Annotated in this window: 13 protein-coding genes and 2 pseudogenes; 4 read left to right on the top strand and 11 right to left on the bottom strand. The window is 68.6% G+C overall.

What is annotated here, in order from left to right; all coding sequences use genetic code 11:
• The 4 genes and pseudogenes from BGN95_RS05440 to BGN95_RS05425 form a co-directional block, all read right to left on the bottom strand.
• Nucleotides 1-272: pseudogene (locus tag BGN95_RS05440) on the bottom strand (hypothetical protein); the annotation flags it as partial.
• A gap of 7 nt (nt 273-279) precedes the next feature.
• Nucleotides 280-1680 (bottom strand): dihydrolipoyl dehydrogenase, encoded by a 1401-nt coding sequence (lpdA, locus tag BGN95_RS05435; RefSeq protein ID WP_265270822.1) that lies wholly within the window; start codon nt 1678-1680, stop codon nt 280-282.
• On the bottom strand, nt 1680-1889 hold the full coding sequence (locus BGN95_RS05430) for a hypothetical protein (RefSeq protein ID WP_179512580.1): 210 nt from the start codon (nt 1887-1889) through the stop codon (nt 1680-1682). The genes lpdA and BGN95_RS05430 overlap by 1 nt, the downstream gene beginning before the upstream one ends.
• Nucleotides 1890-1898: 9 nt before the next feature.
• Nucleotides 1899-3179 carry a pyruvate dehydrogenase complex dihydrolipoamide acetyltransferase gene (locus BGN95_RS05425; RefSeq protein ID WP_265314458.1) on the bottom strand — a complete coding sequence of 427 codons (1281 nt, stop codon included), beginning with the start codon at nt 3177-3179 and terminating at the stop codon, nt 1899-1901.
• Nucleotides 3180-3283: 104 nt separating this feature from the next.
• On the opposite strand from BGN95_RS05425, the gene BGN95_RS05420 reads away from it, so the two are divergent.
• Both BGN95_RS05420 and BGN95_RS05415 read left to right on the top strand, forming a co-directional pair.
• Entirely contained in the window at nt 3284-3736 is a 453-nt protein-coding gene (locus BGN95_RS05420; protein ID WP_179512582.1) for a universal stress protein, read from the top strand.
• An 82-nt stretch (nt 3737-3818) separates the two neighbouring features.
• Nucleotides 3819-5120 carry a M20/M25/M40 family metallo-hydrolase gene (locus BGN95_RS05415; RefSeq protein WP_286771879.1) on the top strand — a complete coding sequence of 434 codons (1302 nt, stop codon included), beginning with the start codon at nt 3819-3821 and terminating at the stop codon, nt 5118-5120.
• Between the two features lie 25 nt (nt 5121-5145).
• On the opposite strand, the gene BGN95_RS05410 is transcribed toward BGN95_RS05415, so the two are convergent.
• From BGN95_RS05410 to BGN95_RS05395, 4 genes and pseudogenes are all read right to left on the bottom strand, one after another.
• Nucleotides 5146-5490 (bottom strand): hypothetical protein, encoded by a 345-nt coding sequence (locus tag BGN95_RS05410; protein ID WP_179512584.1) that lies wholly within the window; start codon nt 5488-5490, stop codon nt 5146-5148.
• A 47-nt stretch (nt 5491-5537) separates the two neighbouring features.
• A pseudogene (msrC, locus tag BGN95_RS05405) lies at nt 5538-6022 on the bottom strand (free L-methionine (R)-S-oxide reductase MsrC).
• Between the two features lie 198 nt (nt 6023-6220).
• Complete coding sequence (arfB, locus tag BGN95_RS05400; RefSeq protein ID WP_179512586.1) at nt 6221-6625, bottom strand: alternative ribosome rescue aminoacyl-tRNA hydrolase ArfB; 405 nt, start codon at nt 6623-6625, stop codon at nt 6221-6223.
• Entirely contained in the window at nt 6618-7280 is a 663-nt protein-coding gene (locus BGN95_RS05395) for an RluA family pseudouridine synthase (RefSeq protein ID WP_265314450.1), read from the bottom strand. Before BGN95_RS05395 ends, arfB begins: the two co-directional genes overlap by 8 nt.
• A gap of 49 nt (nt 7281-7329) precedes the next feature.
• Between BGN95_RS05395 and BGN95_RS05390 the strand changes: the two genes are divergently transcribed.
• Nucleotides 7330-8058, top strand: coding sequence for a M15 family metallopeptidase (locus BGN95_RS05390; protein ID WP_265314449.1), 729 nt, complete (start codon nt 7330-7332; stop codon nt 8056-8058).
• On the opposite strand, the gene BGN95_RS05385 is transcribed toward BGN95_RS05390, so the two are convergent.
• The 3 genes from BGN95_RS05385 to BGN95_RS05375 all read right to left on the bottom strand — a co-directional run bounded on the left by BGN95_RS05385 (nt 8043) and on the right by BGN95_RS05375 (nt 10277).
• Entirely contained in the window at nt 8043-8831 is a 789-nt protein-coding gene (locus BGN95_RS05385) for a dioxygenase family protein (protein ID WP_265270816.1), read from the bottom strand. The two genes, BGN95_RS05390 and BGN95_RS05385, sit on opposite strands and share 16 nt — an antisense overlap.
• A gap of 50 nt (nt 8832-8881) precedes the next feature.
• A complete protein-coding gene (gene wrbA / locus BGN95_RS05380) occupies nt 8882-9484 on the bottom strand; it encodes an NAD(P)H:quinone oxidoreductase (protein ID WP_286771878.1) in 603 nt (200 codons plus the stop codon).
• Nucleotides 9485-9554: 70 nt separating this feature from the next.
• Nucleotides 9555-10277, bottom strand: coding sequence for a pirin family protein (locus tag BGN95_RS05375; RefSeq protein WP_265270814.1), 723 nt, complete (start codon nt 10275-10277; stop codon nt 9555-9557).
• A 94-nt stretch (nt 10278-10371) separates the two neighbouring features.
• Between BGN95_RS05375 and BGN95_RS05370 the strand changes: the two genes are divergently transcribed.
• Nucleotides 10372-11259 carry a LysR family transcriptional regulator gene (locus BGN95_RS05370; RefSeq protein WP_179512592.1) on the top strand — a complete coding sequence of 296 codons (888 nt, stop codon included), beginning with the start codon at nt 10372-10374 and terminating at the stop codon, nt 11257-11259.
• The last annotated feature ends 249 nt before the right edge of the window (nt 11260-11508 follow it).

The raw sequence follows: 11508 nt of genomic DNA, 5'->3' as shown, positions 1-11508 counted from the left end.
GCGAGCAGCGCGAAGCCGAGCCAGTAGAGCGTCATCTGCACCACGAACAGCGGCGCCTGCCCCGGTGCGATCCACGCCAGCGCCGCCCACAGCCGCGCCATCGCCGGCGGGTGCCAGTCATCGTACCGCCCGGACCATATCTGCCGATATTGTACCAGCGTGTCGTACATCGCGAAGCCGGGGCGATAGACCGCGAGGGTCAGCGCCCAGCCCGCCAGCATCCCCCCGCTGACCGCCCGAACGGCGCGGTCGCGGGGGGATGAATCTGTCATGCAGCCGTCAGATGTGCAGCGCCCGGCCGTAAGCGGCCAGCACGCTTTCGTGCATCATTTCCGACAGCGTCGGATGCGGGAAGACGGTTTCGATCAGCTCTGCCTCGGTCGTTTCCAGCGTCTTGCCGATCGTATAGCCCTGGATCAGCTCGGTCACTTCGGCGCCGATCATATGCGCGCCGAGCAATTCGCCGGTCTTGGCGTCGAACACCGTCTTGATGAAGCCTTCGGGCTCGCCGAGCGCGATCGCCTTGCCGTTGCCGATGAACGGGAAATTGCCGACCTTCACCTCATAGCCCGCTTCCTTGGCCTTGGCCTCGGTCAGCCCGACGCTGGCGATCTGCGGGTGGCAATAGGTGCAGGCGGGGATGTTGCGCGGGTCCATCGCGTGCGGATGCTTCCCCGCGATCGCCTCGGCGGCGATCACCCCCTCGTGGCTTGCCTTGTGCGCCAGCCACGGCGGCGCGGTGATGTCGCCGATCGCCCACAGCCCGGGCACATTGGTGCGGCACGCCGCATCGGTCTTGAGGAAACCGCGCTCGTCCATTGCCACGCCGAGCTCCTTGAGCCCGATATTTTCGGTGTTGGGCACGATCCCCACCGCGACGATAACATGGCTGAACTCGCTGACGCTTTCCTTGCCGGCCTTGTCCTTCAGCGTCGCCTTGACGCCGTTCGCGCCGACATCCAGCTTGCTGATCCCCGCGCCGGTCAGGATCGTCATGCCCTGCTTCTTGAGCGCCTTTTCGAGGAACGCCGAGACATCGGCATCCTCGACCGGCACGACGCGGTCGAGCATCTCGACCACCGTCACCTCGGCGCCGAGATCGTTGTAGAAGCTGGCGAATTCGATCCCGATCGCCCCCGATCCGATCACCAGCAATTTCGTCGGCATCTCCGCCGGGGTCATTGCGTGGCGATAGGTCCAGATGCGCTTGCCGTCGGCCTTGGCGAAGGGCAGGTCGCGCGCGCGCGCGCCGGTCGCGACGATGATGTTCTTCGCGGCGAGCTCGGTCTTCTTGCCGTCCTTGTCGCTAACGGTCAGCTTGCCCGCGCCGGTCAGCTTGCCCTCGCCCATATGGACCGCGATCTTGTTCTTCTTCATCAGGTGCGTAACGCCCTGATTGAGCTGCTTCGCCACCCCGCGCGAGCGCTTCACCACCGCATCGAGATCGGCCGAGATCTTCTCCGCGACCAGCCCGTAATCCTTGGCGTGCTGCATCTGGTGGAACACCTCGGCCGAGCGCAGCAACGCCTTGGTCGGGATGCAGCCCCAGTTGAGGCAGATTCCGCCGAGCAATTCGCGCTCGACGATCGCGGTCTTGAGCCCGAGCTGCGCAGCACGGATCGCCGCGACATAGCCGCCGGGGCCCGAGCCGAGCACGATAAGGTCGTAGGTGTCAGCCATCAATCATCTCGCATCTGGCGGCCGCGCTTCCAGGCGCGGCGGATTTCGTAGAGGCTCATCGCCGCGACCGCGATCAGCGCCGCATAGCCGACCGCCCAGATCGTGTCCGCGCCCTGCGGATACGACCAGGCGGCGGCCCAGAACATCAGCCCGGTGGCGATCAGCCCCACGCAGAGGTGCAGCAGTTCGATGATCACCGCCCGGGTCATCGCATCATCTCAGGCGAGCATGCCCAGCGGGTTTTCGAGCAGCGCCTTGAACGCCTGCATCAGCTCCGCCCCGTCGGCGCCGTCGATCGCGCGGTGATCGAAGCTGCCGGTCGCCGACATCACCGTGGCGATGCCGAGCGCGTCGTCGATCACATAGGGGCGCTTCTCGCCCGCGCCGACCGCCATGATCATGCCCTGCGGCGGATTGATCACCGCCTCGAACTGCTTGATCCCGTACATGCCCATATTGCTGAGCGAGGCGGTGCCGCCGGTGAATTCCTCCGGCTTGAGCTTCTTGTCGCGCGCCCGCGCGGCGAGATCCTTCATCCGCGTCGAAATCGACGAGAGCGAGGCGCTGTCCGCCTCGGTGATCACCGGGGTGATCAGCCCTTCGGGGGTCGATACCGCGACCGAAATGTCGGCGCGGGCGAAGCTGATCAGCTGATCCGGCGTGAACATCACGTTGCACTTCGGCACCTGCACCAGCGCGACCGCGAGCGCCTTGATCATCAGATCGTTGACCGACAGCTTGACCCCACGCGCCTCGAGGCTGGCATTGAGCTCGCTGCGCAGCTTGAGCAATTTGTCGAGCCGCACGTCGACGGTGAGATAGATGTGCGGCACCTGCTGCTTCGATTCGGTCAGGCGGCGCGCGATCGTCTTGCGCATGTTGCTGAGCTTGGTCGCCTCATGCGGGATATCCGGCACGTGCGCCGGCGCGACCGGGGCAGCGGCGGCGGCCGGCGCGGCAGCACGCGCAGCCGGCGCCGCGCCGGGCTGAGCGCCCTCGACATCGGCCTTGACGATCCGCCCGTTCGGGCCGGAACCCGCGATCGCGCCCAAATCGACGCCCTTCTGCTCGGCGATGCGCCGCGCGAGCGGGCTCGCCTTCACCCGATCGCCCTCGGCGCGCGCGGGCGCCTTGGCGGCGGGGGCTGGCGCCGGCGCGGCGGCGGGCGCGGCTGCCTGCGGTGCGGCTTCGGGCTTGGGCGCTTCCGGCTTGGCGGTTTCCTGTTTCGGGGCGGCCGGCTTGGGCGCGGCAACCTCGCCCTCACCCGAGAGCAGCATGATCACTTCGCCGACCTTCACGCCATCGGCGCCTTCGGGGACGACGATCTTTTCGACCACACCCTCGTCGACCGCCTCGAATTCCATCGTCGCCTTGTCGGTTTCGATCTCGGCCATCAGGTCGCCGGCCTTCACCGTGTCGCCTTCTTTCACCAGCCACTTGGCGAGCGTGCCCTCTTCCATCGTCGGCGAGAGCGCGGGCATCTTGATCTCGATCGGCATTCAATTCCCCGGGGAGAGGTGAGTAGTCTCCCCGTCTCTCGCGCCCCGCCCTTGCGCGGTCAAGCCCGCAGGCCGATAACCAAGCCGATTAGGGGGCATTACTGATGCGGATCTATCTGACCGTGATCGACGATACGCCGGAGGCGGAAATCGCGTTGCGTTTCGCCGCGCGCCGTGCGGTCAAGACAGGGGGTGGAGTCGAGATTCTCGCGCTGATCCCGCCGCAGGAATTCATCGCTTTCGGCGGCGTCCAGGCGACGATCGAGGAGGAAGCGCGGCTCCACGCCGAGGGGCTGGTCGCGCGCGCCGCCGGCACGCTGATCGAGGAGGCCGGGCTGCGCCCCTCGCTGACCGTGCGGCAGGGCGACGGGCCGAAGGTGATCCGCGAGATGATCGCCGCCAATCCCGATATCGCCGCCTTGGTGCTGGGCGCGGCGACCAACGGCACGCCCGGCCCGCTCATCGCGCATTTCACCGGCGATCTGAGCGCGATGCCGGTGCCACTGATGATCGTCCCGGGCAATCTCGACCGCGCCGCGATCGACCGGCTGAGCTGAGCGGCGGCACACCCCGCTTCCCGTCATTGCCGCCTTCACGGCAATGACAGAGAATTTCCTTTCCGAACGACCCCGAGGATTCATGAATCGCACGCTGCTCCCCCTCACCGCGCTCCTGCTCGCCACCCCCGCCGCCGCGCGCGAAGCGCCCTCGCCCGAGAAGCTGCGCGCCTCGGTGGAAAAGCTCGTCAGCTTCGGCACGCGCCACTCGCTCTCCTCCGCCACCGATCCGAAGCGCGGGATCGGCGCGGCGCGCAACTGGGTCGCGGCGGAATTCGCGAGCCTGTCGAAACAATGCGGCGGGTGCATTTCGGTCGAGCGGCTGTCGCGACGCTTCACCGGCCCGCGCGCGCGCGACGGGGTGGTGATCGAGGATGTGCTCGGCATCCAGAAGGGCAGCGATCCCAACCGCTTCGTCATTGTCGGCGGGCATATCGACAGCCGCGTGTCGAACGTGATGGACATCACCTCGGACGCCCCCGGCGCCAATGACGATGCCTCGGGCGTCGCGCTGGTGCTCGAAGCGGCACGGATCTTGTCGAAGGAGAAGTTCGCCGCCAATATCGTCTATGTCGCCTTCTCCGGCGAGGAGCAGGGATTGTGGGGCGCGACCCTGCTCGCCGAGACCGCCAAGGCGCGCGGCTGGCAGGTCGACGCGATGCTCAACAACGATATCGTCGGCAATTCGATCGGACAGGGCGGGGTCAGGGCGGGCGATTATGTCCGCGTCTTTTCGGAAGGGATCCGCACCAGCGAGACGCTTGCCGAACAGGTCGAACGCCGCGCGATCGGCGGCGAGGACGACGGCCCGAGTCGCGCGCTGGCCAAGACGATCCACGGCATCGCGCAGGCGCTGCCCGGCGATTTCGCCGCCTTCGTCGATCGCCGGCCCGACCGGTTCGGCCGCGGCGGCGACCACGAGCCCTTCCTGCGCGAAGGCTATCCCGCGGTGCGCTTTACCGTCGCGGCGGAGAATTGGGATCGCCAGCACCAGGATCTGCGCACCGAGAACGGCATCGTCTATGGCGATACGATCGAGGGGATGGACTTCGCCTATCTGTCGAAGGTCACCGCGATCAACGTCGCGACGCTGGCGCGGCTCGCGGCGGCGCCCGCCGCCCCCGCCGGGGTGTCGATCGCCGGGGCGCTCGGCCGCGACACCAATGTCAAATGGAGCGCGGCGCCCGGCGCGACCGGCTATCGCCTCCACTGGCGGCGCGCCGATCAACAGGATTGGAGCGACCAGCGCGAGGTCGCGGGCGGCGTCACGACGGCGGTGCTGAAGGACGTGCCGGTCGACGACCATTTCGTCGGCGTCTCGGCGATCGGCGCGAACGGCGCGGAAAGCCTGATCAGCTTCGCCGGACGCGCGGCGGCGAAGTGACGGCCGCCGGCGGCACCTGCGCCGCCTATCTCGCGCGACGCCGCGGCTTGCGCCGCGGCATCGGCTTCGGCACCGGATAGGAACGCGCGGTCTGGGTGCTGACGGTCGCGCCGGAACGGTCGCGATAGTAATCGGCGTTGACGTCATAGCCCGGCGCGGTGCTGCTCGTCGTCACCGTCGCGCCGTCGGGAGCGTGCCTCACCACCGGTGGCGGGAGCGGCGTCGAGCGCAGCGGCGGCGCGTCGTCCTCGCGATCCAGCGGCACCGCGACGACCACCCCGCCGGGCACCCGATCGCCGCGCTGGGCGATCGCGGCGCCCTCGACGGCGACCAGCCCGAGCATCGCAGCCGACAATATCAACCAGCGCATCTCGCTCCCCCCCGCAACCCGCGCACGACAAATAGCAGCGATCCGACTCAGGCGATACGATCGGCGATCAGCGCGACCAGCGCCTCGCACCCCGCGGCGTCATCGGCATCGAACCGCCCGACCGACGGGCTGTCGAGATCGAGCACCCCCACCAGCCGCCCGTCCGCCGCGACGACCGGCACGACCAGCTCCGACGCGCTCGCCGCATCGCACGCGATATGCCCGGCGAAGGCGTGGACGTCGGCGACCAATTGCGTCTGCCGGCTCGCCGCCGCGGCGCCGCACACCCCCTTGCCCAGCGGGATGCGGATGCACGCCGGCTTGCCCTGGAACGGCCCGAGCACCAGTTCACCCCCGACCATGCGGTAGAAGCCGGCCCAATTGAGATCGGGCAGATATTGCCACAACAGCGCGGCGGCATTGGCCATATTGGCGATCGCATCGGGCTCGTCGGCGGTCAGCGCGTCGAGCGCCCAGCCAGTTCGCGGTAGAGATCGGCCTTCGAGCCGGCGGCGATATCGAATTGGTACATGGGTGCGCTCTACGTCATTCCCGCGAAGGCGGGAATGAACAAGAAATTGGGGCCTCCAAACTATCCCCGTCACGCCGGGCGCGACCCGGCATCGAGAGTCACAAGCGATATCGCCCTCGGCTCTGGATGCCGGGTCGAGCCTGGCATGACGAACGGAGAACCGCTCGTCACTCGCGTGAACTTCGTGAACTTTGCCGCTCAGTCCAGCTGCACCTTGCCGCGTCCGGCCTTGACCACGCTGCGCCCCTTCTTGGCGTCGACGCGGCGTGCCTTGGCGGCGCGCGACGGCTTGGTCTTCACCCGCCGCGCCTCGCGCTCCTCGGCGCGCGCGAGCAAGTCGGCGAGCCGTTCGCGCGCATCGGCGCGATTGGCCTCCTGCGTGCGATAGCGCCGCGCGGTGAGCACCAGCACTCCGCTCGCGCCGAGCCGCGATCCCGCGAGCAGCTTCAGCCGCCGGAACGTTTCGGGATGTAGCCCGAGCCGATAGACGTTGACGCGCAGCTGGCAGGCGGTGGCGACCTTGTTGACATTCTGCCCGCCCGGCCCCGTCGCGGCGAGGAAGCGCTCCTCGATCGCATCCTCGGGCACGACGATCTCAGGCATCCGGGTCACCGAATCCGATTTTGGCGAATCGCTCGGGCCAGGGCGCGACCGCCGCGACATCCTCTTTCCCCGCGCGCGGCACGATCAGCTCGGCGGCGTGGAGCATCATCCCCGCCGGATGCGCCGTGCCATAGACGGGGTCGCCGACCACCGCATGTCCCAGCCCTTCGAGCGCATGAACGCGGATCTGGTGGGTGCGCCCGGTCGCGGGGCGGAATTCGACCAGCCCCAGCCCGTCGCGCGCCGCGATCAGCCGCCACGCGGTGCGCGCCGCCTTGCCCTTTTTGGCGTCGCCGGTCATCCACCAGCCGCGCTCGCGGGTCGAGACCTTGGCGAGCGGCAAATCGATCTCGCCGCTCTCGCCCGCCGGCACGCCGTCGAGCACTGCAAGATACCGTTTCTGCACCGCGCCGCTTTCGAACGCCTGCTGGAAGCGCGCATGCGCCTTGGGGTTGCGCGACAGCAAAAGGCAGCCGCTGGTATCGCGATCGAGCCGATGCACCGGCTGCGGCCAGCGCTTGAACCCGAAGGTCAGGCTGTTGAGATGGTTTTCGAGGCTGATCGCGCCGTCGCGCGGCCGATCGACCGGCAAGCCCGCCGGCTTGTCGATCACCAAGGCCTCGCCATCGAGGAACAGCACTTTCTCGCCCAACATGCCCCGCCCTTGCCACCGACCACGCTTCGAGGCCAGAGGAAGCGACATGATGCTGCGCAGCCTTTTCCTGATATCGCTCCTCATCGCCGCGCCGGTCGAAGCGCAGGTGTGCGGCGGGGCGAGCGCCCTGGTCGCCGCCGACGGGCGGGCGTTGGGGCATCTGCCCTATGGCGACGCCGCCGACCGCGATCTGGTGACCGCCCCGCCGGGGGTGGCGATCATTGGCACCTGCCGGCTGCGCCCCGAGGCGATGGCCGCGCTCGAACGCCTGCTCACCGCGGCGGCGGGCGACCCGGCGGTGCAGGGGCGGCTCTATGCCTTGTCGTGCCACCGGTCGCTCGAATCGCAGGAGGCGACCTTCTGCAAGCCCCGCGCCGAGGCGACCGACGGCGATCGCTCGATTTCGGTCGCGCCGCCGGGGCATAGCGAGCACGGCACCGGCTATGCGCTCGATTTCACCGTCCGCCCGGCCGACGGCTGCCGCGACGCCGAAGGCTGCATGGCCGCCAAGCCCGCCTTCCGCTGGCTGCGCGAGAACGCGCCGCGCTTCGGCTTCGAAATGTCCTTCCCGCCGAGCAATATCCAGCGCGTGAAATGGGAGCCGTGGCACTGGCGCTGGGTCGGCACCAGCGCGAGCGAGCCGGGCGCCGCGCGGGCGCGCTTCCTGTTCGCCCGCGCACGGCGCGATTTCCCCGCTGATCCGGCGATCCCCGATCAGGTCGCCGCCGGGGCGAAAGCCACCGTGACCGAGCAGGCGCCGGGTCAGTCGAAGGAATAAGCGTCCATCGCCAGCACGCCATAAGTGTAGCTGTGGTGGAGCCGGATCGCCTTGGCTCCCGCGCCGCCCGCGCCGAGCGCCGTGTAGAGCGGCAGCAGGTGATCGGGGGTCGGGTGATTGCGCCGCCCCTCGGGCGCGATCTCGATCGCGTCGAGCACCGCGCGCGTGTCGCCCGCGGTCAACCGCGCGTGCATCCACTCGGCGAAGGCGCTGACCCATTCGGGGGTCGGCGCGTCGACCGTGCGGCGCGCGGCGAACACCTCGCGCAGATTGTGCGTCATGCTGCCCGATCCGATCACCAGCACATTGTCCGCGCGCAGCGGCGCGAGCGCCGTGCCGATGCGATGATGCCAATCGGGGTTGTGTTCGCTGCTGATCGAAAGCTGGACGACCGGAATATCCGCCGCCGGCCAGCCGAGCAGCAACGGCACCCACGCGCCGTGATCGAACCCGCGCGTCGGATCGGCACGGACCGGCACGCCTGAGTCGGCAACCAGCGTCGCGACCCGCGCGGCGAGATCGGGCGCGCCGGGTGCCGGATAGTCGAGCCGATAGAGCGCCTCGGGGAATCCGCCGAAATCGTGGATCGTCCCCGGGTGTGCCGCGGTCGTCACCACCGCGCCGGGCATATCGTGATGCGCCGAGACGACGAGGATCGCCGCCGGGCGCTTTAGCATGTCGCCCAGCCCGCTGAGGAAGTCGCGCGCCGCGCCCGGCTCGGCGACGATCATCGGCGAGCCGTGCGACACGAACAATGCGGGCTGGGTGGTCATGATCTTAGAGTCCTTTGGAAAATGCGGTTTCAGCGCATTTCCAGACAACCTTACGCCTTCAGCTTCGCCGCTGTCTCGGCGATGCGGCGGCCCTGATAGCGTGCGCCGTCGAGTTCCTCCGCGCTCGGCTGGCGGCTGCCGTCGCCGCCCGCGATCGTCGTCGCGCCATAAGGCGCGCCGCCGCGGACCTTGTCGACGCCCATCTGCTCGGTGAAGCCGTAATCGAGCCCGACGATCGTCATGCCGTGGTGCAGCAGGTTGGTGATGATCGAGAACAGGGTGGTTTCCTGCCCGCCGTGCTGCGAAGCGCTCGACGTGAAGGCGCCGCCAACCTTGCCGACGAGCCCGCCGCGCATCCACAAGCCGCCCGCGGTATCCCAGAATGCCGCCATCTGGCTCGGCATCCGCCCGAAACGGGTCGGCGCGCCGACGATCACCGCGTCGTAATCGCCCATCGCATCGGGGCCTTCGATCACCGGATGCGCGGTATCGGTCTTGAAGCCGGCGGCCTTCACCACCTCGGCGGGCGCGGTTTCGGGGACGCGGCGGATATCCACCTCGGCCCCGGCCGAACGCGCGCCTTCCGCCATCGCGTCGGCCATCTGCTCGATATGGCCGTAGGACGAATAATAAAGCACCAGAACCTTGGTCATCGTGTCAGCTCCATTTGAAGAAAGGGGGTGCCGCCCGGCGGGGGGAAGACCGGGCGGCTGGGGGGACAGGTCAGTTCGAATCGACCATCACGAGCTCGGCATCTTCCTGCGCCGCGATCGTGAAGCGCCGCCCGCCCGACAGCGCCGCGCCGTCGCGCGCCGCGAAGGGCTCGCCGTTGATCGTGATCCGCCCGGTGGCGGGGACGAGATAGCCGTGGCGCCCGGCGCCGAGATCATAGTCGAGCGATTCGCCCGCCTTGAGCGTCGCGCCCAGCACGCGCGCATCGGCGCGGATCGGCAGCGCGTCGCCGTCGTCGCCGAAGCCGCTCGCCAGCGTGACGAACCGGCCCGAGCGATCGCCTTTCGGGAAGGGCTTGGCGCCCCAGCTTGGGTTGCCGCCCGGCTGGCGCGGCAGGATCCAGATCTGGAACAGGGTCGTCGCCTCGTCTTCCAGATTATATTCGGCGTGGCGGACGCCCGAACCGGCGCTCATCACCTGGACGTCGCCGGCGGCGGTGCGTCCGCGATTGCCCAGCGAATCCTGGTGCGTGATCGCCCCGCTGCGAACGTAGGTGATGATCTCCATGTCGCGATGCGGATGCGGCGGGAAACCGCTCTGCGGCGCGATCGTATCGTCGTTCCATACAAGGATCGCGCCCCATCCCATCCGCGCCGGATCGTCGTAATCGGCGAAGGAGAAATGATGATGCGCGTCGAGCCAGCCGTGATCGGCGTGGCCGAGGCTGTCGAACGCGCGGCGCTCGATGCCGGAATGGGTCAGGATGTCGGTCATCAGAACCTCCATTGCTTGACCCGAACATAGGTTGGCGCGATCAACGCGAAAACGGAAACGTTCGAAACGAATCGTTTCCCGATAGGGGTGATTCATGCGACTGCCGGACCTCGAAGCCTGGGCGACCTTCGCCACCGTGGCGGATCACAGTTCGTTCAGCGCCGCCGCCACCGCGATGGGGGTTTCCAAGGCGACCGTGTCCAAGGCGGTGGCGCGGCTCGAAGCGTCGCTCGGCCAGTCGCTGTTCCACCGCACCTCGCGCCGGCTGACGCTGACCGAGGCGGGCAAGCCGCTCGCCGAACGCGCGCAGCGCATGTTGGCGGAAGCGGTGGCGGCGGAGGAGGCGGCGCACGATGCCGCCTCGGCCCCCGCGGGCCGGCTGCGCGTCGCCGCGCCGATGACCTTCGGGGTCACGCATGTCGCGCCGCTGATCGCCGAATTTCTCGCCGCGCATCCCGCGATCGAGATCGAGCTCGCTTTGTCCGACGCGCGGGTCGATATCGTCGCCGAGGGGTTCGATGTCGCGCTGCGCATCGCCGAATTGCCCGATAGTTCGCTGCGGGCGCGGCGGCTGCGCAGCGTCGCCTCGCATATCGTCGCCGCGCCGGCCTATCTCGAACGCTACGGCACCCCGCGCCACCCGGGCGAATTGGGCGACCACCGCCTTCTCGGCTACACCAACGTCACCGGCCCCTGGCGCTTCCGCGGGCCGGGCGGGGCGGAGGTCGCGGTGCGCGCGAGCGGGCCGCTTGCCGCCAACAGCGGCGATTCGCTGATGCCGGCGCTGATCGCCGGGCTCGGCATCGCGCGCCTGCCCGATTTCATCCTCGGCGACGCGCTCAACGACGGGCGGCTGACCGAGATTCTCCCCGAATGGCGCCCCGCCCCGGTCGGGCTGCATTTGCTCACCCCGCCCAGCCCGTTGCGTCCCGCGCGGGTCGAGGCGCTGATCGCATTCCTTTCGGAACGATTGCACGACTGACGTACTTGATCCGTCACATTGCGGGTCTATGAGCCGCGCGGTCGAGCCAATTCCGACTCGATGCACGAAAGCAGGAACCGATGCCCCGATCCAGCCCCCAGCCGGGCGACGGAGACAGTAGAAGCCGCGCTTCGCTGTTCCCGAACGCCCCCTGCCCGGCGGCAGGATCGCAGCAATCGGCCTAGGTCACAAACTCATAAACGGGCTACCCATTTGATCGCGGGCGTGATTCAAGCTCTGAAAGGAGAT

Origin of the sequence: Sphingomonas sp. 66-10 (assembly GCF_001897045.1) — a bacterium.
GTDB classification, from domain to species: Bacteria; Pseudomonadota; Alphaproteobacteria; order Sphingomonadales; family Sphingomonadaceae; genus Sphingomonas; species Sphingomonas lycopersici.
This window is presented reverse-complemented; position numbering and strand designations above follow the sequence as displayed.